The 25,175-nt window shown below is 44.0% G+C and carries 18 protein-coding genes and 2 pseudogenes; 19 read left to right on the plus strand and 1 reads right to left on the minus strand.

Annotated features, from left to right (window positions below; all coding sequences use genetic code 11):
* Nucleotides 1-169: 169 nt before the first annotated feature.
* The 8 genes and pseudogenes from AABM38_RS08420 (at nucleotide 170) to pyrE (ending at nucleotide 9,688) form a co-directional block, all read left to right on the plus strand.
* Nucleotides 170-1,113, plus strand: a pseudogene (locus tag AABM38_RS08420) (aspartate carbamoyltransferase catalytic subunit).
* Nucleotides 1,076-2,359, plus strand: a complete 1,284-nt coding sequence (locus AABM38_RS08425) for a dihydroorotase (RefSeq protein ID WP_423409978.1) — start codon at nucleotides 1,076-1,078, stop codon at nucleotides 2,357-2,359. Before AABM38_RS08420 ends, AABM38_RS08425 begins: the two are co-directional and overlap by 38 nt.
* Nucleotides 2,356-3,459 carry a carbamoyl phosphate synthase small subunit gene (locus tag AABM38_RS08430; RefSeq protein ID WP_423409979.1) on the plus strand — a complete coding sequence of 368 codons (1,104 nt, stop codon included), beginning with the start codon at nucleotides 2,356-2,358 and terminating at the stop codon, nucleotides 3,457-3,459. The genes AABM38_RS08425 and AABM38_RS08430 overlap by 4 nt, the downstream gene beginning before the upstream one ends.
* A pseudogene (gene carB / locus AABM38_RS08435) lies at nucleotides 3,446-6,657 on the plus strand (carbamoyl-phosphate synthase large subunit). Before AABM38_RS08430 ends, carB begins: the two are co-directional and overlap by 14 nt.
* Complete coding sequence (locus tag AABM38_RS08440) at nucleotides 6,654-7,427, plus strand: dihydroorotate dehydrogenase electron transfer subunit (RefSeq protein ID WP_423409980.1); 774 nt, start codon at nucleotides 6,654-6,656, stop codon at nucleotides 7,425-7,427. The pseudogene carB and the gene AABM38_RS08440 overlap by 4 nt, the downstream one beginning before the upstream one ends.
* The gene (locus AABM38_RS08445; RefSeq protein WP_423409981.1) at nucleotides 7,424-8,365 is read left to right on the plus strand and encodes a dihydroorotate dehydrogenase; all 942 of its coding nucleotides are present in this window, start codon (nucleotides 7,424-7,426) and stop codon (nucleotides 8,363-8,365) included. Before AABM38_RS08440 ends, AABM38_RS08445 begins: the two co-directional genes overlap by 4 nt.
* Nucleotides 8,337-9,053 (plus strand): orotidine-5'-phosphate decarboxylase, encoded by a 717-nt coding sequence (gene pyrF / locus AABM38_RS08450; protein WP_423409982.1) that lies wholly within the window; start codon nucleotides 8,337-8,339, stop codon nucleotides 9,051-9,053. Before AABM38_RS08445 ends, pyrF begins: the two co-directional genes overlap by 29 nt.
* Nucleotides 9,050-9,688, plus strand: a complete 639-nt coding sequence (pyrE, locus tag AABM38_RS08455) for an orotate phosphoribosyltransferase (RefSeq protein WP_423409983.1) — start codon at nucleotides 9,050-9,052, stop codon at nucleotides 9,686-9,688. Before pyrF ends, pyrE begins: the two co-directional genes overlap by 4 nt.
* A gap of 57 nt (nucleotides 9,689-9,745) precedes the next feature.
* On the opposite strand, the gene AABM38_RS08460 is transcribed toward pyrE, so the two are convergent.
* The gene (locus AABM38_RS08460) at nucleotides 9,746-11,455 is read right to left on the minus strand and encodes an Rqc2 family fibronectin-binding protein (RefSeq protein WP_423409984.1); all 1,710 of its coding nucleotides are present in this window, start codon (nucleotides 11,453-11,455) and stop codon (nucleotides 9,746-9,748) included.
* A gap of 289 nt (nucleotides 11,456-11,744) precedes the next feature.
* Between AABM38_RS08460 and AABM38_RS08465 the strand changes: the two genes are divergently transcribed.
* From AABM38_RS08465 to rlmN, 11 genes are all read left to right on the plus strand, one after another.
* Nucleotides 11,745-14,435 (plus strand): cation-translocating P-type ATPase, encoded by a 2,691-nt coding sequence (locus AABM38_RS08465; protein WP_423409985.1) that lies wholly within the window; start codon nucleotides 11,745-11,747, stop codon nucleotides 14,433-14,435.
* A 373-nt stretch (nucleotides 14,436-14,808) separates the two neighbouring features.
* A complete protein-coding gene (locus AABM38_RS08470; protein WP_423409986.1) occupies nucleotides 14,809-15,684 on the plus strand; it encodes a YicC/YloC family endoribonuclease in 876 nt (291 codons plus the stop codon).
* A gap of 56 nt (nucleotides 15,685-15,740) precedes the next feature.
* Nucleotides 15,741-16,004, plus strand: a complete 264-nt coding sequence (gene remA, locus AABM38_RS08475) for an extracellular matrix/biofilm regulator RemA (RefSeq protein WP_023614949.1) — start codon at nucleotides 15,741-15,743, stop codon at nucleotides 16,002-16,004.
* Between the two features lie 9 nt (nucleotides 16,005-16,013).
* Nucleotides 16,014-16,628, plus strand: a complete 615-nt coding sequence (gmk, locus tag AABM38_RS08480) for a guanylate kinase (RefSeq protein ID WP_423409987.1) — start codon at nucleotides 16,014-16,016, stop codon at nucleotides 16,626-16,628.
* A complete protein-coding gene (gene rpoZ / locus AABM38_RS08485; protein WP_335427717.1) occupies nucleotides 16,629-16,853 on the plus strand; it encodes a DNA-directed RNA polymerase subunit omega in 225 nt (74 codons plus the stop codon). It abuts the gene before it with no gap.
* A 433-nt stretch (nucleotides 16,854-17,286) separates the two neighbouring features.
* Entirely contained in the window at nucleotides 17,287-18,498 is a 1,212-nt protein-coding gene (coaBC, locus tag AABM38_RS08490; protein ID WP_423409988.1) for a bifunctional phosphopantothenoylcysteine decarboxylase/phosphopantothenate--cysteine ligase CoaBC, read from the plus strand.
* On the plus strand, nucleotides 18,495-20,909 hold the full coding sequence (gene priA / locus AABM38_RS08495; RefSeq protein ID WP_423409989.1) for a primosomal protein N': 2,415 nt from the start codon (nucleotides 18,495-18,497) through the stop codon (nucleotides 20,907-20,909). Before coaBC ends, priA begins: the two co-directional genes overlap by 4 nt.
* Nucleotides 20,910-21,302: 393 nt before the next feature.
* Nucleotides 21,303-21,788 carry a peptide deformylase gene (def, locus tag AABM38_RS08500; protein WP_423409990.1) on the plus strand — a complete coding sequence of 162 codons (486 nt, stop codon included), beginning with the start codon at nucleotides 21,303-21,305 and terminating at the stop codon, nucleotides 21,786-21,788.
* Nucleotides 21,785-22,738: a methionyl-tRNA formyltransferase gene (gene fmt, locus AABM38_RS08505; RefSeq protein WP_423409991.1), complete on the plus strand. Its 954-nt coding sequence runs from the start codon at nucleotides 21,785-21,787 to the stop codon at nucleotides 22,736-22,738. Before def ends, fmt begins: the two co-directional genes overlap by 4 nt.
* On the plus strand, nucleotides 22,731-24,080 hold the full coding sequence (rsmB, locus tag AABM38_RS08510; protein ID WP_423409992.1) for a 16S rRNA (cytosine(967)-C(5))-methyltransferase RsmB: 1,350 nt from the start codon (nucleotides 22,731-22,733) through the stop codon (nucleotides 24,078-24,080). Before fmt ends, rsmB begins: the two co-directional genes overlap by 8 nt.
* 1 nt (nucleotide 24,081) lies before the next feature.
* Nucleotides 24,082-25,173 carry a 23S rRNA (adenine(2503)-C(2))-methyltransferase RlmN gene (rlmN, locus tag AABM38_RS08515; protein WP_423409993.1) on the plus strand — a complete coding sequence of 364 codons (1,092 nt, stop codon included), beginning with the start codon at nucleotides 24,082-24,084 and terminating at the stop codon, nucleotides 25,171-25,173.
* Nucleotides 25,174-25,175: the final 2 nt, after the last annotated feature.

Raw genomic sequence — 25,175 nt, forward strand, 5'->3', positions numbered from 1 at the left:
AATAAAGTCCAGAGAGGCTTAGAAGGGTGTTATGAGCGAACCGGCTTATTCGATTACACATAAAACCGATATCAAATGGTTTTATGCCGGCAAGTTCATGGCAAAGCACCCTGTTAAAATGACAGGGTGCTTTTTTATCGGGATTAATGCTGAACGGGAGGATATAAAAATGAAAAAGGACCTTCTTACGACCTCACAGTTGAGTATAAAAGAAATCGAGGACATCTTAATGTCAGCGAGTGAATATTCAAAAGGGCAATCATGGCAGCCCAGCAAAAAAACATTTATTAGCAATTTGTTTTTCGAGCCAAGCACGAGGACAAAATCCAGCTTCGAGATGGCAGAAAGAAAGCTTGGTCTCGAAGTAATACCATTCGAGGTTCAAACCTCAAGTGTCCTAAAAGGTGAAACATTATATGACACGGTAAGGACGCTCGAAGCAATCGGCCTGGACGCCCTGGTCATCAGGCATAGCGCAGACAATTACTTCAATGAACTCGAAAAAGGTATCTCAATCCCGATCATAAATGCCGGGGATGGGCGAGGGCATCACCCAACCCAATCATTGCTTGATTTAATGACAATCCAGCAGGAGTTTGGAAAGTTCACGGGCCTTAAAGTGGCGATTATCGGCGATATCCTTCACAGCCGTGTCGCAAGGTCAAATGCTGATGCCCTTATAAGATTGGGAGCCAAGGTGATTTTTTCAGGACCGGAGGAATGGATAGGGAAAAATGAGCTTCCTGCTGGCTGTAGTTATATGGAAACTGATGAGGCAATCCAGAAAGCAGACGCAGTAATGCTGCTTCGCGTCCAGCATGAAAGACATGATGGCACTGCGCTTTTTGAAAAAAAGATTATCATAAAAGATTCGGTTTAACGATTGAAAGAGAAAAGAAGATGAAGCCTGGAAGTATCATCCTTCATCCAGCGCCAGTCAATCGCGGGGTAGAAATCGCTGATGAATTGGTTGAAAGCCCAAGATCAAGGATCTTCAAGCAAATGGAAAATGGAGTTCATGTAAGAATGGCCGTCTTGAAAAGAGCACTTGAAAATACGAATGGGGGAAACGTACATGTCGATGTTAATCAAAAATGGCAAATTGCTTACTGAAACCGGATTTGAAGCAATAGATATCTTAATAAAAGATGGGAAAATAGCACATATAGGCGTTAACCTGACAACCAATGCCAGTCAAATCATCGATGCAGGTGGAAAACTAATTGCTCCGGGATTTGTTGATCTCCATGTCCATTTACGAGAACCAGGCGGTGAGAAAAAAGAAACAATCGCTACAGGTACACTTGCCGCGGCAAAAGGCGGCTTCACTACCGTGGCTGCTATGCCAAACACAAGGCCAGTTCCTGATTCAAAAGCTCAGATGGAGTGGCTGCAGGAAAGAATCAAGGACACGGCTTCAGTCAGAGTCCTGCCGTATGCCTCGATTACGGTAAGAGAGCTTGGCCAGGAACTTACAGACTTTACAGAATTAAAAGACGCTGGAGCATTCGCATTAACCGACGATGGTGTAGGAGTACAGTCAGCTGGAATGATGCTTGAGGCAATGAAAAGGGCAGCGAAGCTTGACATGGCCGTCGTCGCTCACTGTGAAGACAATACATTAATAAATAAAGGCTCCCTGCACGAAGGGAAGAAATCTGCAGAGCTTGGATTTAACGGAATTCCTTCTGTTTGTGAGTCCGTACATATTGCAAGGGATATCCTTCTCGCTGAAAAGGCGGGCTGCCATTATCACGTATGCCATATCAGTACAAAAGAATCGGTCAGAGCTGTAAGGGATGCTAAGAGATATGGCATTAAAGTCACTGCTGAGGTAACACCGCATCATTTGCTTTTAAATGAAGAAGACATACCAGGTAACGATGGTAATTATAAAATGAATCCTCCATTGAGAGGGAAAGCAGATCAAGAAGCGTTAATCGAGGGTTTGCTCGATGGCACGATTGATTTTATCGCCACTGATCATGCACCACATACGAGCGAGGAAAAAGCAGAGGGCATAGAACTTGCACCGTTCGGTATCGTGGGACTCGAAACAGCATTCCCGCTCTTGTATACACATTTAGTGGAAACAAACATTATTACACTGAACCAGCTAATCGACTTTTTGACAGTAAAACCTGCAGCTGCTTTCGGGCTCCCGTTCGGTGAAATAAAGGTCGGGGCTGCTGCGGACTTAGTATTGATCGACCTGGATGAGAAAAGAGAAATCAATCCAGATGAATTTTTATCAAAAGGAAAAAACACACCATTTGCTGGCTGGAGCTGTAAAGGATGGCCAACATTAACGATTGCCGAAGGAAAAATAGTCTGGGATAAAGGATGTGTAACAGCATGAAGAAACAGCTGATCTTAGAGGATGGAACGATATTTATTGGAGAAGGATTCGGAAGTGAAGCATCGACTGCTGGCGAGGTTGTTTTTAACACTGGCATGACTGGCTATCAGGAAATCCTGTCAGATCCATCTTACTGCGGACAGATTGTTACCCTCACGTACCCGTTGATTGGAAATTACGGAATAAATCGTGACGACTTTGAGTCGATCAATCCGGCTGTCCAAGGACTTGTAGTAAAAGAAAATGCTGAATTCCCTTCAAACTGGCGATCTGAATTACCGCTCGACACCTACTTGAAAATGAAGAATATCCCTGCAATCGCAGGTATTGATACTCGGAAACTGACGAAAATCATCCGTCAGCACGGTACATTAAAGGGTACAATTTGCGGAATAGAAGAAAATCCTGAAGATATTATTGCTTCACTAAGAGGCAAAACATTGCCAAACGATCAGGTAAGGCAGGTATCAACGAAAACTCCGTACCCAAGTCCTGGCCGGGGGCACCGTATCGTACTGGTTGACTTTGGCCTGAAACACGGCATTTTAAGAGAATTGAATGATCGGAATTGTGATGTGATTGTTGTACCTTACAACACAACTTCCCAGGAAATCCTTAGTTTAAGCCCAGATGGCATTATGCTTTCTAACGGCCCTGGGGATCCAAAGGATGTTCCTGAAGCAATCGAAATGATCAAGGGCTTGATTGGCAGGATACCGATGTTCGGAATTTGTCTGGGACATCAACTATTCGCATTAGCATGCGGAGCTGACACGGAGAAAATGAAATTTGGTCACCGCGGCTCTAACCATCCAGTCAAGGATTTAAGTACCGGAAAAGTTGCTCTTACTTCGCAAAACCATGGCTATACCGTAAAAGAAGATTCAATCTTTGGGACAGAGCTGGAAGTCACTCATATTGCCTTGAATGATGGAACAATAGAAGGACTTTCGCATAAAAATGCTGCGGCATTTGCATTTACAGTCCAATACCACCCGGAAGCGTCCCCTGGCCCAGAAGACGCCAACGGATTATTCAATCAATTTTTAGACATCGTAGAAGCAGAGAAAAGGGAGGCTGTTGCAAATGCCAAAGCGTAAAGATGTAAACAGTATTTTAGTAATCGGGTCAGGCCCAATCATCATCGGTCAGGCTGCAGAATTTGATTATGCCGGAACACAGGCTTGCATCGCTTTAAGGGAAGAAGGCTACAAGGTCATCCTCGTCAATTCCAATCCAGCGACAATCATGACTGATACTGAAATCGCCGATGCTGTGTACATCGAGCCGCTTACTCTCGAGTTTGTGTCGAGGATCATCCGGAAGGAACGTCCTGATGCCATCCTGCCTACATTAGGAGGGCAGACTGGACTGAATCTGGCGGTGGAACTGGCAAAGTCAGGAGTGCTAGAAGAATGCGGTGTTGAAATCCTTGGCACAAAACTTGACGCGATCAACCAGGCCGAGGACAGGGAGCTATTCAGAAACCTGATGAATGAGTTAGGCCAGCCTGTTCCGGACAGTGACATCATCCACAACCTTGAAGAAGCATATGCTTTTGTAGAAAAAATCGGATATCCGGTCATAGTCCGCCCTGCGTTCACTATGGGAGGAACTGGCGGAGGAATCTGCAGCAACGAAAAGGAACTGATTGAAATTGTCACTAGCGGTATAAAGAACAGCCCAGTAGGTCAATGCCTGCTTGAAAAAAGCATTGCCGGATTCAAGGAAATTGAGTATGAAGTGATGCGGGACAGTAATGACAATGCCATTGTTGTCTGCAATATGGAGAACTTCGACCCTGTCGGAGTCCATACAGGAGACTCCATTGTCGTCGCGCCGAGCCAGACATTAAGTGACCGTGAATACCAGCTGCTTCGTAACGCGAGTTTGAAAATTATCAGAGCATTAAAGATTGAAGGTGGCTGTAACGTACAGCTGGCACTAGATCCAGACAGCTTCAATTATTATGTTATCGAAGTCAATCCACGTGTCAGTCGTTCATCAGCCCTTGCATCAAAAGCAACTGGATATCCAATCGCAAAGCTTGCAGCTAAGATTGCGGTAGGGTTGACTCTTGATGAAATGCTGAACCCAGTTACCGGTAAAACATACGCTTGCTTTGAGCCTGCACTTGACTATGTGGTTACAAAAATCCCGCGTTGGCCATTTGATAAATTCGAATCTGCCAACCGTACACTTGGCACTCAGATGAAAGCAACTGGGGAAGTAATGGCGATTGGCCGGAATTTCGAAGAATCACTTTTAAAGGCAATTCGTTCCCTCGAAGCGGACGTCACACATCTTTCTTTGAATAATAGCAGTGACATTCATGATGAACTGCTGGAAAAAGAATTCGCAAAGCTGGGGACGAAAGATTATTTTACCTTGCAGAGGCAATCAGAAGAGGAGTATCGATTGATACGCTGCACAGCTGGAGCAAAATTGATCTCTTCTTCCTTCATAAATTAGCAAGATTAATAGCTTTTGAGCAGGTAATCACTCAAAACCCGTTCGATCTTGAGACAGCGAGAACAGCAAAACAGAAAGGCTTTTCAGATAAAGTCATCTCCCAGCTTTGGGAAGTAGAAGAAAAAGATGTATATCAATGGCGATTAAAGAATGGACTGATTCCGGTCTTTAAAATGGTAGATACGTGTGCGGCAGAATTTGAGTCCGAAACATCGTATTTTTATAGCACCTATGAAGAAGAAAATGAGTCTGTAGTGACAGACAAGCCGAGCGTGATCGTTCTAGGATCTGGCCCGATCCGCATTGGGCAGGGTATCGAGTTCGACTATGCAACGGTCCATTCCGTAAAAGCCATCAAGGAAGCGGGCTACGAGGCTATCATTGTAAATAACAACCCTGAAACAGTATCAACAGATTTCAGCATATCTGATAAGTTGTATTTCGAACCACTGACAATCGAAGATGTCATGAATATCGTCAATCTGGAAAATCCAATCGGGGCGGTTGTCCAGTTTGGCGGGCAAACGGCTATAAATCTAGCTTCAAAGCTTGTGGAACGAGGCGTTAAGATTCTGGGAACGAGCCTGGAGGATCTAGATCGTGCAGAAGACAGGGATAAGTTTGAACACGCACTTTCAGACCTTAACATCCCTCTGCCAAAGGGGAAAACGGCGATGTCTGTAGAAGAGGCAGCAGAAATAGCTTCTGAAATCGGTTATCCGGTTCTTGTCCGTCCTTCTTATGTGCTTGGCGGCAGGGCAATGGAAATTGTCTATAAGGAATCCGAGCTCATGCATTACATGAAGAACGCAGTAAAAATCAATCCTGAACACCCTGTATTGATTGACCGCTATCTAACAGGCAAAGAAGTAGAAGTCGATGCGATATCAGATGGTGAAACAGTACTGATTCCGGGAATCATGGAGCATATCGAGAGAGCGGGAGTACACTCGGGCGATTCAATCGGTGTATATCCTCCTCAAAGTCTAAGCGATAATGTGAAACAAAAGCTTGTTTCCTACACAATGGATCTTGCAAGAGGCTTGAACATCGTCGGACTGCTGAATATTCAGTATGTCATTACCAATGAGGAAGTCTATGTGCTTGAGGTCAACCCGCGTTCAAGCCGCACCGTTCCTTTCCTAAGCAAAATCACGAATGTACCAATGGCAAGAATCGCAACAAAAGTGATACTTGGCCAAAACCTGAAAGAGCAGGGCTATGATTCAGGCATTGTACCGGAACAAGACGGAGTGTTTGTTAAGGTACCGGTGTTCTCTTTTGAAAAATTGCGCCGCGTTGACATTACGCTTGGGCCTGAAATGAAATCGACTGGCGAAGTGATGGGCAAGGACAGCACACTTGAAAAAGCTCTCTATAAAGGGATGATTGCTGCCGGAATGAAAATCCAGGAATTCGGTACAGTCTTGTTGACGGTTGCTGATAAGGATAAGGAAGAAGCATTGTCACTTGCCAAAAGGTTCACGAATATAGGCTACCAATTGATGGCGACAGAGGGAACGGCAAACTATCTGGAAAATGCAGGAGTCCGGGTTAAAACGGTAGGCAAAATTGGTTCAGAAGGCCATAGCCTATTGGATGTTATCCGCAGCGGTGAAGCGCAGTTTGTCATCAATACACTGACTAAAGGAAAACAGCCTCAGAGGGATGGCTTCCGAATCCGTCGTGAGTCGGTAGAAAATGGTGTGCCATGCTTAACCTCACTCGACACAGCGGCAGCAATCCTCAAAGTCATTGAATCAATGACATTTTCAGCGGAGGCACTAGCGCCAATGAAAGCGGGTAAAGTGGGTGTCCTTTCATGATCACGCAAGAAAAGTGCATGGTTATAAGTAACAGGCAAATTGCTGAAAGCATCTATGAATTAATTTTAAAAGGTGCCATTACTTCGGAGATGTCTGACCCAGGGAAATTTGTCCATGTAAAGGTGGCGGATAGTTTTGATCCGCTCCTTCGCAGGCCAATCAGCATTGCCGCAATCGATAAGGATAACGGAACATTCACAATCATATACCGTAAGCAGGGAAAAGGCACATCCCTGCTTGCTGAAAAAAGAGCTGGGGAAAGAGTAGATGTACTTGGACCTCTAGGAAATGGATTCCCTGTAAATGAAGCGAGGACGGGAGGCACAGCAGTCCTTGTTGGTGGAGGAGTAGGAGTCCCTCCGATGTTCGAACTTGCGAAACAACTTGCACAAAATGGAGTATCAGTTATCAGTATCATAGGATTCCAGTCTGCTAGTGCGGTTTTTTATGAAAAAGAGTTAGCAAAATACGGGGAAGTTTATGTTGCGACAGTAGATGGATCATATGGAAGGCAGGGTTATGTAACCGATATTCTTTCAGAAATCCATGCAGACATCGTGTTTGCCTGCGGCCCGACTCCAATGCTGAGGGCAATAGAGTCGGGACAATATGCTCCTGAAATCTATCTTTCTCTAGAAGAACGGATGGGCTGCGGTATCGGGGCATGCTTCGCATGTGTTTGCCATACGAAAGAAGATCCAAACGGCTTCTCATATAAAAAAGTATGCAGCGATGGTCCGGTATTCGCGGCAGGGGAGGTTGTCATATGAATCCATTAGCCATTCAATTGCCTGGCTTGAATATAAAAAATCCAATCATGCCTGCATCAGGCTGCTTTGGTTTTGGGAAAGAATTCAGCCAGTTATACGGCCTAAGCAAGCTTGGGGCAATCATGGTGAAAGCAACGACTCCCGAGCCTCGGTTTGGCAATCCTACTCCCAGGGTAGCAGAGACGTCTGGCGGAATGCTAAATGCAATCGGCCTGCAGAACCCAGGATTAGATAAAGTATTCGACGAAGAATTGCCTTGGCTAGAGAAGTTTGAAGTCCCGATCATTGCGAACATAGCAGGTTCCACAGAGGATGATTATATAGCTGTAGCTGAAAAATTGTCAAAAGCGCCAAATGTAAAAGCTCTGGAATTAAATATTTCCTGCCCGAATGTTAAAACTGGCGGAATTGCGTTTGGGACTGATCCCAATATGGCCAAGGCACTCACAAAAAAGGTAAAGAGTGTTTCAGATGTCCCTGTGTATGTGAAGCTGTCGCCTAATGTTACCGACATAGTGAAAATAGCCAGGGCAGTGGAGGATGGGGGTGCTGACGGACTTACCATGATCAACACATTGCTTGGTATGAGAATTGATTTAATGACAGGTCAGCCAATTCTTGCTAATAAGACCGGAGGGTTATCAGGTCCTGCCGTTAAACCAGTGGCGATCAGGATGATTTATGAGGTAAGCCAGCAGGTATCAATTCCAATTATCGGAATGGGAGGAATTCAGTCTGCAGAGGATGTAGTCGAATTTTTCCTGGCCGGGGCAAGTGCTGCAGCAATTGGAACGCAAAATTTTGTTGATCCATTTATTTGTCCGAAAATTATTGATGAATTACCAGAAATACTTACAAAGCTTGGGGTTGACCATATTTCAGAATTGACAGGGAGGAGCTGGAAGAAGAATGAGAGACTCACTTATTATCGCCCTTGATTTCCCGAATAAAGCTAAGGTACTGGAGTTCCTTCAGCCATTTGAACAAGAGCAGCTTTTTGTGAAGGTCGGAATGGAATTGTTCTACTCAGAAGGCCCAGCGATCATCGAAGAGTTGAAAATGCTGAATCACAAGATATTTCTGGACTTGAAACTTCACGACATTCCTAATACTGTCAAAAGTGCGATGAAGGTTTTAGCAAGGCTTGACTGCGATTTGGTCAACGTTCATGCGGCAGGCGGCTCAGCCATGATGGCTGCCGCTGTGGAAGGACTGGATGCAGGGACTGCAGCAGGCAGAAAGCGGCCGTATTGTATTGCTGTCACCCAACTCACTAGTACATCAGATGCTCAAGTAAGCCAAGAACAGCTGATTGGAGTGTCCCTGATAGATTCAGTAATGAACTATGCCAGCCTTGCTCAAAGTTCTGGACTTGATGGAGTAGTTTGTTCTCCACATGAGGCGCAATTGATCCAAAGCCGGTTAGGGTCACAATTTTTGACAGTGACACCCGGAATCCGCCCTGATAGCAGTGAGCTCCAAGACCAAAAGAGAGTCGCAACGCCGAAGTTTGCCCGAGAACAGGGTATATCGGCAATTGTTGTCGGCAGGCCAATTACAAGATCTGTCAATCCTCTAGAAAGCTATTTGACTATCAAAAATGAATGGAAGGGTGTTTATAAATGAAAAAAGAGATAGCAGGAGCTTTGCTTGAAATTGAAGCCGTTAGCTTACAGCCTGAAGCTCCATTCACATGGTCGTCTGGCTTAAAGTCCCCAATCTATTGCGATAACCGCCTGACCCTATCATACCCGGAAGTTCGCAGGAAAGTTGCTGATGGATTGAAAAACCTGATAGTAGAGCATTTTCAAGATGCAGAAGTCATCGCAGGAACAGCAACAGCGGGAATTCCTCATGCAGCATGGGTCAGTGAACTTATGGACCTTCCAATGAGCTATGTCCGTTCTAAAGCGAAAGAGCACGGTAAGGGCAACCAGATAGAAGGCAGGGTTACTGCAGGTCAGAAGGTTGTGGTAGTGGAAGACCTGATTTCAACGGGAGGCAGCGTGATCGAAGCTGTCGATGCGTTACGTGAAGCAGGTTGTGAAGTGCTCGGAGTAGTATCGATCTTTACATATGAGCTTGAAAAAGGTAAGCAGCAATTGCAGTCAGCCGGAATTTCAGCCCATTCACTGACAGACTTTACGACTCTTTCAAATTTAGCTGAGGAAAAAGGGCTAATCTCTAAAGAAAATTTGGAAAGTTTGGTAGAGTGGAGAAAGAACCCTGCTGAGTGGGGCGGAGCAATGAATAAACGATAATAAAGCTTTAAATGACAAAACCCGCCTGAACATAATTTAAGGCGGGTTTTGCATATCTTACTGTTTTAATTTCAAAATCATATCTTCATCAGGTGTGACATACACAGTCTGCTGCTGGTCATATATCACAAAACCAGGCTTTGCTCCAGCCGGTTTTTTCACATGGCGGACCTTAGTGAAGTCGACTGGCACAGAGCTTGAATTACGTGCTTTGCTAAAATAGGCGGCAATCTGTGCTGCTTCAAGTATGGTTTCTTCAGCAGGCTCCTTGCTCCGGATGACAACGTGCGATCCAGGTATATCTTTTGTATGGAGCCAAATATCGTCTCTTGCTGCTGCCTTATTTGTTAAATAATCATTTTGCTTATTATTTTTGCCGACAATGATTTCTGTTCCGTCTGAAGATTGATATTTCTCTAGTACAGGCTTTTGATTTTGCTTGTTTTTATTTGATTTTTTCTGTCGTGCCCGAATATATCCGCCTTCAACAAGTTCTTCTCTGATTTCCTCGATATCCTTTGGCGATGCTGCCTCTACCTGCTGGAGAAGGGCATCGAAATACGCAGCCTCCGCCTTTGCAAGCTCAATTTGCTCGATCACGATATTGACCGAATTCTTGGCTTTTTGATATTTTGTAAAATATTTTTGAGCATTTTCAGAAGGTGTTTTTCTTGGCTCAAGCGGGATAGTAATAGATGCTCCGTCTTCATCATAATAGTTCACAACAGTAATTTCCTTCATGCCTTTTTGAGCCATGAAAATATTTGCAGTCAGCAGTTCACCATATAACTGAAATTGCTCAGCCTTCTTTGCATCCTCCAAAGTAGACTCAAGCTTTTTGATTTTCTTCTCGTTTTTCTCTTTTTCATTAATGATCAACCGTTCCAAATCATTTCCCTGCTGTTTTACCCGGTCACGTTCTGCCTTGCCAAAATAAAAGCGGTCAAGAAGACTGCTTAACGAATCGTAAGTTTTTACTTCGCCTTTCAGATGTTCGAGGGGAAGGAGGTAAAAAGCTTCCTTCGTATTTCCGTAAGTTATAGATGGCTTGTAAATATGATTCTTTATATCATTCATAAAAGCGATAAACGTATTTGGAAGTGTCAATCTGTTGGCAAGGCCAGTCTTGAAGACGATCTCCCTAGCTAATATAGGCGAGATTCCAGCAAAGCTTGAAACAAGTTGTTTATCGAGATTGCCTGAATTGAAATCGATGGCTCTCAAAATATCATCGCCATTTGCTTCCAAAGGATTTAACTTGTCCTGTTGCGGAGGCATGATATATTCCTGACCAGGCATAATGGCGCGGTGTGTATTTACCGCAAAGGAAATATGTTTGATGCTATCGAGAATGACATTCCTGTTCTTATCAACAATGATGATATTGCTGTGGCGGCCCATGATTTCTACGATCAGCTGCTTGTAAGATACATCCCCGAGTTCATTCCTTCCTTTTACTTCAAAAATAATCATCCGGTCAAGACCAGATTGCTGAATATCTTCGATAATGGAGCCTTCGAGATGCTTCCGCAATAACATGCAGAACATTGGCGGTTCATTGGGATTGTCATATTGCTCATTTGTAAGCTGGACCCTGGCATAGCTCGGGTGCGCGGACAACAGCAATTTATGGTTCACTCCGTTCGCTCTGACAGCCAGGATAATCTCATTTTTATAAGGCTGGTGGATTTTATTGATACGCCCTCCTTTTAGAAGGGAGGAAAGTTCATTCGTTATAGCTCTTGTAAACAATCCATCAAATGACATTGGCAATACATCCTTTTTGTTTATGTCTTGCTCCATCGCCATTTAACAAGGCGGTGGAGTGTTTCTTATTAAAAGAATTTAAGTTGGCTAGCTCAAGGCCCATGAGTCGCTTGTCTATTTTCGCCTTCTGGAAACTCCGGTGGCGTAGTTAGTCGCCGTTCCTTTTACTACGTACTTCTGTTTCCGCTTTTCTTATCCATATTAGCATTTTTTAGGACAGGGATGAATATGATTTCTGTATATGAGGACAAACAGGTTCTATTTTTGAAGGAGGAAGTGTGATGGCCCCATGAAGTTCCATGAAATGAATGAAAACGAAATTGCCAGCGCCTTAAGAACAGATTTTACAGAAGGATTGGATGAAAAGGAAGTAAAAAGCAGACGAGAGCAGCATGGGTCTAATGTATTAGCTGAAGGGGAAAAGCAATCAGCGCTGTTATTGTTCTTTAGTCAGTTCAAGGATTTCATGGTACTTGTATTGCTAGCGGCCACCTTGATCTCTGGCCTTCTCGGTGAAATGGTTGATGCCATCGCGATTATTGCTATTGTGCTTGTGAATGGCATTTTAGGTTTTTTTCAGGAAAGGAAAGCGGAAAAATCACTAGATGCTCTTAAAGAATTGTCTGCGCCGCAAGTTCATGCTTTAAGGGATGGCGGATGGGTTAAGATCCCATCTAAGGATGCAGTCCCAGGTGACATATTGAAATTCACCTCTGGTGACCGGATTGGTGCAGATATCAGGTTGATTGAGTCCTGGAGTCTGGAGATAGAAGAATCAGCGCTGACTGGTGAATCTGTCCCTGTTCAAAAAAATACAAGCCCATTAAGAATTCCTAATCCAGGTCTGGGTGATATGGAAAATATGGCTTTCATGGGTACGATGGTTACAAGGGGAAGCGGTACTGGCGTTGTTGTAGCCACAGGAATGAAAACAGCAATGGGCCAAATTGCAGACCTTCTGCAAACAGCTGAAATCCAAGAAACACCTTTACAGCGGAGACTTGAACAGCTTGGGAAAATACTGATAACTGCTGCTTTATTCCTTACTTTATTAGTGGTAGGGATCGGTGTCCTCCAAGGGCATGATTTATACACAATGTTCCTTGCAGGTGTCAGTTTGGCGGTTGCAGCGATACCAGAAGGACTGCCGGCAATCGTTACCGTTGCATTGTCGCTTGGCGTCCAGAGGATGATCAGGAAGAATGCCATTGTCAGGAAACTTCCTGCAGTTGAAACGCTTGGCTGTGCTTCTGTTATATGCTCCGATAAAACAGGCACGATGACTCAAAATAAAATGACCGTAACACATTTGTGGAGCGGGGGTAAAACCTGGACTGTCGATGGTGTAGGATATTCACCAACAGGCTCATTCTTTCACAAAGGAAGCAGCATTGATCCTCAGTCTGAAAAATCACTTCAGCAGCTTTTGACGTTTGGCATGATATGCAATCATTCTGAAATCATTGAGAAAGATGATGAATATGCCATTGATGGGGATCCTACCGAGGGTGCACTTTTGGTAGCAGCGATGAAAGCCGGCTACCGTAGAACAAGCCTGCTGAATCAGTTTGAAATTGTTAATGAATTCCCATTTGATTCAAAGCGAAAAATGATGAGTATGATTGTTAAAGATAAAAATGGAAGAAAGTTCGCTGTCGTTAAAGGGGCCCCTGATGTGTTGATTGGTTTGAGTGATTCAATTCTTTGGGATCAAAGACAGCAATTGCTTTCCAAGGAAATGACGTCAAAAGTCCAGGCAGCGATTGATGAACTCGCTGGAAACGCATTGAGGACGATTGCGATCGCATTCAAGCCTATTTCTGAAAATACCGTGGTCCTTCATGAAAATGAAGCTGAAAAAGGGCTGACATTCATCGGATTGCAGGGAATGATTGATCCGCCGCGACCAGAGGTTAAACAGGCGGTAAAAGAATGCCGTGATGCAGGAATAAAAACGGTTATGATTACCGGGGACCATGTTATCACTGCAAAAGCAATCGCAAAGCAGCTTGGAATTCTGACTAAGGACAGTAAAGTCATTGATGGCAAGACATTGACGGAGATGTCTGTTACCGAGCTTGAAGATGTTGTAGATGACGTTTCTGTTTTTGCAAGAGTATCACCAGAACATAAGCTGAAAATCGTTAAGGCTCTTCAAAATAGAGGACATATTGTGGCAATGACCGGGGATGGGGTCAATGACGCCCCGGCGATTAAGGCAGCTGATATTGGAGTAGCCATGGGGATCACAGGTACAGATGTAGCGAAAGAAGCATCATCCTTGGTGCTGCTCGATGATAATTTTGCAACCATCAAAGCTGCCATCAAAGAAGGCCGGAACATCTATGAAAATATTAGGAAGTTCATCCGGTATTTACTTGCGTCAAATGTAGGGGAGATTCTGGTCATGTTATTCGCGATGATTTTGGGGTTACCGCTTCCCCTCGTACCGATTCAAATCCTTTGGGTCAATCTCGTGACCGACGGACTGCCTGCTATGGCACTTGGTTTGGACCAGCCCGAAGAAGATGTGATGAAGCGCTCGCCCCGCCATCCAAAAGAAGGGGTATTTGCCCGGGGGTTAGGATGGAAAGTGGTTTCAAGAGGATTCTTAATCGGTTTAGTGACGCTGATCGCGTTTATGGTTGTTTACGGGAGAAATCCAGAAGAGCTTGCCTATGCCCAGACAATTGCATTCGCCACACTAGTGATGGCACAGCTAATCCATGTGTTTGATTGCAGAAGTGAAAAATCTGTATTTGCCCGCAATCCATTCGGCAATAAATATCTCGTATGGTCAGTAATATCTTCACTTGTTATGGTTCTTGCGGTCATATACTCTCCAATGCTTCAGCCGATCTTCCATACTGTGTCCATCCTGCCTGCTGACTGGCTGTTGATCATTGGATTATCTGCAGTTCCTACATTTTTGCTTGCCGGAACATTTTTTGCAAGAAAAACAAAAAGAAATATGATATAATCCGTTAGGTAATAGAGAAGGCTCTATTGCCTTTCTTTTTTTATTAGGCACTGTTAAAGCTGAAAGTTGATTTTTAATATGTTGTTTGTAGTGGAAGGCGTGTAGAATCCTTCGAAGATGCTAACGTATTTTCATCGTGCAAGGGCAGATTCGGGGAAGCTATTCAGTGTCCTGCTGGTTCAGCGCCGGCCCCTAGAAGAATTTTATTTGAAAACCGGCAGCAGGCCGTTTTCATAATTCTTCCGCGGAAAGCGAAGCGCCTGGAACGAAAATCAACAGCCTTGTATAAAGAGCCTTATTATTAAATTATCACTTAATATAAAATACCTTCACGGATCAACTCGACTTTTTATTGAGAATGGATGTGTCTTGAATGGTCGTCAGTATGACTGGATTTGGAAGGAGTAAGGCTGAGTCGGAAAGGTTCAGCGTCAATGTTGAGGTGAAGACGGTAAACCACCGTTTTTGTGAGTTCCATATACGCATGCCTCGCCAGCTCCTGAAAACAGAAGAAAAAATAAAGAAAAAACTTGGCGAACACATAAAAAGAGGGAGAGTCGAAGTATTTGTAACTTTGGAGGGTGAAGGCATAGTAAGCCGAAGTGTACATATTGACTGGCAAGCCCTGGACGAATTAGTCCACCATATATCTGAGATTAAAAACCGTTACCGCATTGACGGTGAAATTGAGCTTCGAGACCTTGTCAACCGGGACGAAATCATTCATATTGAAGAAAATGAGACAGAGAATGAAGAGCTTGAACAGCTTGTCTTGGCTGCAATCCAGGACGCGGGAACCCAGCTGGTCCAGATGCGCCTTCTGGAAGGGACGGCACTAGAGAAAGATGTTTCTCAATACATCCAGCAGTTAAAAGGCAATCTCAGCAAGGTAAAACAATTCGCTCCAGACGTCGTAGAGCAATACAGGGACAGGCTTAGCAAGAAAATGGCTGATTTTCTTGAAGGGCAGGCTGATGAAGACCGGATTCTCACTGAAGTAGCTTTTTTTGCGGACAAAGCCGACATCAGCGAAGAAATCACGAGGCTTGAAAGCCATGTCGACCAATTTACAGAAATCATGAAGGCGAATGAACCTCTTGGCAGAAAACTTGATTTTCTGCTTCAGGAAATGAATCGCGAGGTCAACACGATTGGATCCAAAGCCAATGATTCTAGAATTGCCAGAGAAGTTGTCGAAATGAAAAGTCTCCTTGAAAAGGTTAAAGAACAAGTGCAGAATATAGAATAGCGTTTAGAATAAGCTTTGCAAGGCAAAAATAAATAACTGATGATTGGGGGACCATCATGGCAATAAAGCTTATAAATATAGGCTTCGGCAATATTGTTTCAGCGAACAGGATCATTTCAATCGTAAGTCCAGAATCCGCTCCGATTAAAAGGATCATTCAGGATGCGCGTGACCGAGGGTCATTAATAGATGCTACATATGGAAGAAGGACCAGGGCTGTTATCGTAATGGACAGCGACCACGTCATTCTCTCTGCGGTACAGCCAGAGACAGTTGCCCACCGCTTGAATGACAGGGATGATATTATTGATGAAGGGTAGGACTTTTTAATGCAGGAAAAAGGATTGTTGATTGTTCTTTCAGGGCCATCAGGAGTTGGGAAAGGAACGGTCCGGAAAGAATTGTTTTCCCAGCCGGATACAGCTTTTGAATACTCCGTTTCAGCTACAACCAGGCTCCCTCGGGAAGGTGAGAGAAATGGAGTAGATTATTTCTTCAAATCAAGGGAAGAATTCGAAGAGATGATCAAGCAGGACCAGCTGCTTGAATTTGCAGAGTTTGTCGGTAATTATTACGGAACTCCTGTCGAGTATGTCCGCGAAACTCTTGATGCTGGGAAGGATGTTTTCCTCGAGATTGAAGTCCAGGGCGCAAGCCAGGTCCGCAGGAAGTTTCCGGAAGGTTTATTTATTTTCCTTGCGCCGCCTAGCCTTTCAGAGCTTGAAAATCGAATCGTTACGCGGGGAACCGAGACGGAGGATATCATTAAAGGCAGAATGAGAGCCGCAAGAGAAGAAATTGAAATGATGGAATTATATGATTACGTTGTTGAGAACGACCAGGTGGAAAGTGCTGCTGAGCGTGTGAAAGCAATCGTAGTTGCAGAACACTGCCGCAGGGAACGAGTTCAACATCGCTATAAAAAAATGCTGGAGGTAGATTAAATGCTTTTTCCTTCTATTGATTCTTTAATGACAAAAATTGATTCAAAATATTCTTTGGTGTCAGTCGCTGCAAAGCGTGCACGCAGCATGCAGGTTCACATGGACCCGAAAATCGATAAGTATGTATCACATAAATTCGTTGGCAAAGCACTTGAAGAAATCAACGCTGAAAAGCTTCATTTCAAAACAGCTGCAAGCCATGAAGAATTAAATATCAACGAATAATTACGCGATAACAACCTATTTATTGGGTTGTTATTTTTTTGTTGTAAATATTAGGAACGTTTTCATGGTATGTCTGTGTTAAAGGTCCATGTTGATTTTTAGCAACTGTTGATTGGGCGGAGGGCGCCCGACTTCTGCCGGATGAGCGGGCAAGATGAGACCCCGCAGAAAACGAGTGTCCGGAGCTGAAATCAAGTTGACAAGTTTTACACTGCACATGGTATAAGTGACTTCAAAGAGGTAAATGGTGTCCCCTTTCTTGGAAAAAGTGTCTTCATGAAGGCAGTGGGAGCCACTGTGAACAGAGATCTAAGGGTAAAGAGTCTCCACCGAGTATATGTAAGAGCTGTCATACGCATTTCATGCTTAATCTCTGAAAAAATGTTATAGTTCAATCATAATGAAAGTTTGTGTACAATGGGGGTTCTCTGACATGATGAACGGTAAAAAAATCTTACTTTGTGTTACGGGCGGAATCGCCGTATATAAAGGGGCTGCGCTGACAAGCAAATTGACCCAGGGCGGTGCGGAAGTGAAGGTCATCCTGAGTGAATCAGCCGCCAAATTTGTTACTCCACTCACTTTCCAGGCGTTGTCCAGAAGTGAGGTATATACAGATACATTCGATGAAAAACATCCAGAAAAAATCGCCCATATCCACCTGGCAGACTGGGCAGACCTGATTATTGTGGCACCCGCAACAGCCAATATCATTGGAAAGCTTGCAAATGGGATTGCTGATGATATGATTTCGACTACTCTGCTGGCTGCTACAGCTCCGATCTGGATTGCTCCAGCAATGAACGTACACATGTACAATCATCCAGCTGTGAGAAAAAATATGGAAACATTAAGAAGCTTTGGCTGTGATTTTATCGAACCTGCTGAAGGATATTTGGCATGTGGGTATACAGGCAAGGGGAGGCTTGAGGAACCTGAAACGATTGTTGATCTTGCTATCAAGTTTTTTAATAGGGAAAACGCGGAGCTTACGGGCAAGACGGTTCTGATTACAGCAGGTCCTACCCGGGAGAAAATTGACCCAGTGCGCTTTCTTACAAACCATTCAACCGGTAAAATGGGCTATGCGATCGCATCGGAAGCAGAAAAGATGGGGGCGCGGGTTATTCTTGTTTCCGGTCCAGTGCACCTGGAAGCACCAAAAGGAGTAGAGCTTGTTTCAGTAGAAAGTGCTGAGGAAATGTACCTTGCAGCAATGGATCATTTCGAGCAGGCAGATGTCATCATTGGAACTGCTGCGGTAGCGGATTACCGTCCTAAATATGTATACGAAGAAAAAATGAAGAAGAAGGAAGGCGAGGAGTTCCTTGAGCTTGAACGTACAAAGGACATCCTCTTCGAGTTGGGCAAAAGGAAGACTACGCAAGTGATCGTTGGATTTGCCGCTGAAACCACTAACGTAGAAGAACATGCAAAAGGCAAGCTGGTGAAGAAGAATGCCGAGATAATCGTCGCGAACGATGTGAAAAAAGCAGGAGCGGGATTCGGCACTGACACGAATATCGTCACCATCTATAAAAAGGATGGAAGCAATGTCAATTTACCGTTAATGGCGAAAACCGAGGTTGCCAGAAACCTCCTTTTAGAGGTTACTCAACTGTTATCAAAGGATGATCGCCTATGAATATAGCCAGTGTGATTGTCGATGTGCCCGCAAAGCAGACAGACAAAACCTTTGACTATAAAATTCCGGGGAAATTCAAAGATATCATTAAGCCTGGAATAAGGGTGATTGTCCCTTTTGGCCCACGGAAAATCCAGGGCTTTGTCACAGAGCTTAAAAATGAATCGAGCTTTTCTAAATTGCGTGAAATCGTTGAGCCCCTTGATTTGAATCCTGTATTAAATGAAGAATTGCTTGAACTTGGAGAATGGTTAACGGAGCATACATTAAGCTATAAGATTTCCTCCTATCAGGCAATGCTCCCGGCTGCACTGAAGGCGAAATATGAGAAAAAAATAGTGCTTTCCAAATCTGCTGATTTAGAAAATGTCCACGAAAAGCTTAAGAATCTTTTTATGGAAAGCCGTGAAATAAAATGGGAGGACGCTGTTTCACAGGGGCTTGTCCAGCAGCTTCATGAGGAAGCGGCAGAAGGCAGGATTGAAGTCATCTATCAAGTAAAGGACAGGGTGCGCAAAAAGCTGCTTAAACACGTCTTGCCGGCTGTAGGTCCAGAGAAGCTGACAGAAATCAGGGACAATCTCCCCGCCCAGGCATCGGGACAGCAGGCAATCATTGATTTTTTTCTTGAGCATCCTGAACCGGCTGAACAAAGACAAATCCTTACTACACTTGGTATCTCACAAGCATCCATCAATTCGCTCGTGAAAAAAGGGATTTTAAAGACAGAAGAATTAGAGGTTTACAGAGATCCTTACGCAGAACGGGATTTTGCTAAGAAAACAGCTTTGACGCTTACTGTGGAACAGGAAAGGGCAATCAGTCCTGTTCTTGATTCAATCGAAAATGAACAGCATGAAGTATTCCTCTTATACGGTGTGACGGGGAGCGGTAAAACGGAGATTTATCTTCAATCCATTCAAGAGGTTTTGAACAACGGAAAAGAAGCGATTGTTCTTGTACCGGAAATTGCGCTTACTCCACAGATGGTCACACGTTTTAAGGAGCGGTTCGGTGATTATGTAGCGGTTATGCACAGCGGTCTGTCTGCCGGAGAAAAATATGATGAATGGCGGAAAATCCAGCGTAAGGAAGTAAAGGTTGTAGTAGGAGCAAGGTCAGCAATCTTTGCTCCGTTTGAAAACTTAGGAATCATTATCATTGATGAAGAGCACGAAACTAGCTATAAACAGGAAGAAAATCCTCGCTATCACGCAAGGGATGTGGCAATCCAGAGAGCAATAACGTATAACTGCCCTGTGGTCCTTGGCAGCGCAACCCCATCACTTGAATCATTCGCGCGTGCGCAGAAGGGGAGGTACACATTGCTGTCCCTTCCGAAGAGGATGAACAACCAGGCTCTTCCGACTGTCGAAATAGTCGACATGAGAGAGGAACTCCGCACAGGCAACCGGTCGATGTTTTCAGTAAAACTGTTTGAAAAATTAAAGGACCGGATTGAGAAAAAAGAACAGACTGTCCTGTTTTTAAATAAACGTGGCCACTCATCATTTGTCATGTGCCGGGATTGCGGATATGTGATGAACTGTCCGCATTGTGATATCACCCTGACCTATCACCGATATAATGAACAGATGAAATGCCACTATTGCGGTCATGAAGACAGGGTTCCAACTATATGCCCTGAATGCAATAGTGAGCATATCCGCTATTTTGGCACTGGAACGCAAAAGGTGGAGGAAGAACTCAATAAGCTGCTGCCAGAAGCGAGGGTCATCCGCATGGATGTGGATACAACAGGAAGGAAGGGCTCTCATGAGAAGCTTTTGACTGCTTTTCAGGAAGGGCAGGCGGACATTTTACTTGGCACTCAAATGATCGCAAAAGGGCTTGATTTTCCCAATATTACACTTGTTGGCGTTCTCTCTGCTGATACAATGCTGCATTTGCCAGACTTTCGCTCGTCAGAAAAAACATTTCAGCTGCTTACCCAGGTGAGCGGCAGGGCAGGCAGACATCTGCTTCCCGGTGAAGTTGTCATCCAGACATATTCACCGGAGCATTATAGTGTCGAGCTTGCTGGAACTCAGGATTATGATCTGTTCTACCAGCAGGAAATGATGGTTAGGAAAGTCCATCTTTATCCGCCATTTTATTTTCTTTCACTGGTCACAGTCAGCCACCAGGAGTTAATGAAGGTAGTGTCAGTCACTGAAAAGATAGCTAAATTCATTTCTTCCAGGCTTTCGAGGGAAGCGGTCGTCCTGGGGCCAGTCGCATCCCCGATTCCACGTATCAACGATAGATATCGGTATCAATGTTTGATAAAATACAAAAAGGAACCAGACCTGAATAAGGCACTAAAGGCTATACTTGATCATTACCAGCAGGAGATGGGGAAAGAAGGACTGCAAATTTCCGTAGATCTCAACCCTTATATCTTGATGTAAAAGACCAGGATGCCCCGATTAATCAGGTTTTATATATTTGCTGAAAAACATGAAGTTTACGGTAAAAGGCTCTTGAACAAACTAAGATTTAAACGATTGGCTATCTAAAAGATGTATATCTCAGCACCTGTTGATTGTAATGGAGGGCGCGTAGACTCCTCCGAAAATGCTAACGCATTTCCATCGTGCGTGGGCAGATTCCAGGAAGCTATTCAATGTCCTGCGGGCGCAGCTGGTCAGGTGAGACCACGCTGGAGTGAAGCGACGAGGAGGCTTAGCGCCAGCGCCGCGGAAAGCGAAGCGCCTGGAACGAAAATCAACAGCCTTGTTTTATAGCGCCAATTTAATAGCCAAACGATTAAAATATTTAATGGATTTATTGGAGGATTTATTTTGGCAGTACGTAAAATAGTTAACTACCCGGCAGATATTTTGGAGCAGGAATGCGAAATGGTTACAGTTTTTGATAAAAAGCTCGCAAAACTGCTGGATGATATGTATGATACAATGATTGAATTTGATGGGGTTGGCCTGGCTGCCCCGCAAATAGATATAAAAAAGCAAATTGCGATTGTTGATATTGAAGATGAGCATGGAACGATTGAACTGATCAATCCGGAAATCATTGAAACAAGCGGTCAACAGACCGGACCTGAAGGCTGTTTAAGCTTTCCTGGTTTATACGGCCAGGTCACACGTCCAAATTATGTAAAAGTCAAAGCGAAAAACCGTAAAGGCAAAAGCTTTGTAATAGAAGCTGAAGAATTTCTGGCCAGGGCAATCCTGCATGAAATCGACCATTTGCATGGAGTGTTATTTACCTCAAAGGTAACTAGGTATTTGGAAGAAGCTGAATTAGAGGAGCTGAACCAGGAATGACAAAAATAGTTTTCATGGGAACTCCGGATTTTTCTGTTCCTGTTTTAAGAAGGCTGATTGATGACGGATATAATGTGCTCGCCGTAGTTACCCAGCCTGACCGTCCAGTTGGCAGGAAACGAGTGCTGACACCCCCTCCTGTTAAGTCAGAGGCACTGAAGCATGACATCCCTGTTTATCAGCCGGAAAAAATTCGCCAGCAGGAAGAACTGGATAAAATTCTTGCATTGGAGCCGGATTTAATTGTGACGGCAGCATTTGGGCAGATTTTGCCAAAACAATTGCTTGAGGCTCCAAAATATGGATGTATTAATGTCCATGCATCGTTGCTCCCCGAGCTTCGCGGCGGTGCGCCGATTCATTACGCAATCATTCAGGGGAAAGAAAAGACAGGTATTTCGATTATGTATATGGTTGAAAAACTGGATGCTGGTGATATTCTTACACAAATTGAGGTGCAGGTAACTGATACAGATACGGTTGGAACGCTTCATGATAAAATGAGTGCTGCAGGTGCGGACTTATTATCAGAAACTGTTCCAAAGCTGTTAAAAGGTGAGCTTACACCTGTCCCTCAAAATGATGAAGAGGCAACATTTGCATGGAACATTAAACGTGAACAGGAGAAAATTGACTGGACGAAGCCGGGAGAACAAATTTATAACCATATCCGCGGCATGAATCCATGGCCAGTTGCCTATACGACCATGAATGGTGCAGTACTGAAAATTTGGGGATCCGAAAAGTCACCCCATTCAGGAAACCAGGAGCCAGGAACAATTGTTAAACTTGAAGAGGATGGTTTCATTGTTGCTGCTGGGAATGAAACTGGAATAAAAATAACTGAGCTGCAGCCTGCGGGCAAGAAGAAAATGGATGCAAGGCAGTTTTTGCTTGGTGCAGGTTCGAGCATTGAGCCTGGTCGTAAGTTAGGAGATCAAGATGAGTAAAAAGAAAAATGTAAGGGACGCCGCAGTCCAATTGTTGGAGTCAGTTGAAAAGAATCAGGCATACAGCAATTTGCTGCTGAACAGCGCGATTGAAAAAAATGAAATCAACCCTATCGATATTGGACTGCTGACTGAGTTGGTCTATGGCACACTCCAGCGAAAGATGACTCTCGATTTTTACCTCAAACCTTTTATTGAGGATAATAAGAAGCTGCAAAGCTGGGTCATCAATCTGCTTCGCATGACGGTTTATCAGATGGTGTACCTAGATAAAATTCCAGACAGAGCTGCTATATTCGAAGCCGTAGAAATCGCTAAGCGCCGCGGTCATAAAGGCATAGCGAGCCTTGTGAATGGAGTTCTTCGCAGCATCCAGAGAAAAGGGCTGCCGAGCTTGGATAGCATAACAGGCCCTGCAGAGAAAATATCAATTGAGACAAGCCATCCATTATGGCTCGTCAATAGATGGGTCAGCCAATTCGGAATTGAAAAGACACGTGAAATGTGTGAAGTGAACCTGACAGCCCCGCTGCAAACGGCAAGAGTCAATTTGACAAGAACAACTCGTGAAGAGTGCCTTGACTTGCTTGAGGACGAAGGCTTTGAAGTTGAACCAAGTCCGATCTTACCAGAAGCAATCAAATGTCTGCGGGGGAACCTCGCATCTTCAAAGGCCTTCAAATATGGATTGTTGACTATCCAGGATGAAAGTTCGATGCTTGTTGCGCATGCACTTGATATCAAAGAAGAAGAAGTAATCCTCGATGCTTGTGCAGCTCCTGGCGGAAAATCGTCACACATAGCTGAAAAGCTTGGCAACAGTGGGAAAGTCATCTCTCTAGATCTTCATGAGCATAAGGTTAAGCTGATTGTAAAGAATGCGGAGCGTCTTGGATTAGAAAATATTGAAGCTAAGAAAATGGACAGCAGGCAAGCTGGAGAACATTTTGAAAAAGAGTCTGTCGACCGGATTCTGCTTGATGCTCCATGTTCTGGTCTCGGTGTAATGAGACGTAAACCCGATATGAAGTATACTAAAAAAGAGAATGATTTGTCTCAGCTTCAGTCCATTCAGCTTTCACTGCTAGAATCGGTAGCACCGCTTCTAAAAGCAGGAGGCATACTTGTCTACAGTACTTGTACTGTTGATAAAGAAGAGAATCAAGAAGTCGTGAATAAATTTATACTTGAGCATCAAGAATTTGAAGGAGATCTTGAATTTGTGAAAAGAATGCCGGAAGCAATCAAACCATTGATCAATGGATTTGATGTTCAGATTCTTCCGCAGGATTTTGGCTCTGATGGATTCTATATTGCTTGTTTAAGAAAGAAGGTAGAATAACATGGAACAGGAAAATTCAACGAGAAATGCCACAACGGAAGATACAGGGAATCAGTCCATTTATTCACTTCAGCTAGAAGAGCTGAAAAATTGGCTGAAGGAGCAAGACGAAAAACCATTTAGAGCTGAACAGATCTTTGACTGGCTCTATAAAAAAAGAGCTGCCTCCTTCGAGGACATGTCAAACCTTTCGAAGGAATTAAGGGACAAGCTTAGTCAGCATTTTGTACTGACTACCATGAACACAATTGTCCAGCAGACATCTTCTGATGGTACAATTAAGTTCCTTTTTGAGCTTCATGATGGGGTTTCAATTGAAACAGTTCTGATGAGGCATGAGTATGGGAATTCTGTCTGTGTCACAACACAGGTTGGCTGCCGAATCGGATGTACTTTCTGTGCATCTACACTTGGCGGATTAAAAAGAAACCTGGAAGCAGGAGAAATCGTTGCCCAGGTCGTAAAAGTACAACAGGCATTAGACGAAACAGAAGAAAGAGTAAGTTCGATTGTTATCATGGGAATCGGTGAGCCGTTTGATAACTATGATCATATGCTTTCATTCCTGAAAATCGTCAACCATGAAAAAGGCCTGAATATCGGTGCACGCCATATCACCGTATCAACAAGCGGAATCATACCAAAGATATATCAATTCGCGGATGAGAATATGCAGATCAATTTTGCGATTTCTCTGCACGCGCCGAATTCGGAGCTTAGAAGCAGACTAATGCCAATCAACCGTGCGTACAAGCTTCCTGATCTAATGGATGCGGTCCGTTATTATGTAAATAAAACGGGCAGAAGAATCAGCTTTGAATATGGATTATTTGGCGGTGTCAATGATCAGGTGGAGCATGCCGAAGAGTTGGCAAACCTGGTAAAGGGTCTCAAATGCCATATCAATCTGATTCCTGTAAATTATGTTCCTGAACGGGATTACGTAAGGACTCCGAAAACCCAGATCTTCAAATTCGAACGCACGCTGCGTGACAGGGGTGTGAATGTTACAATTAGAAGAGAGCAAGGGCATGACATTGAAGCAGCTTGCGGACAACTTCGAGCGAAGGAAAGAAAAGAAGAGACGAGGTGAAA

This window comes from Heyndrickxia sp. MSNUG (assembly GCF_049532715.1).
Lineage (GTDB): Bacteria > Bacillota > Bacilli > Bacillales > Cytobacillaceae > Mesobacillus.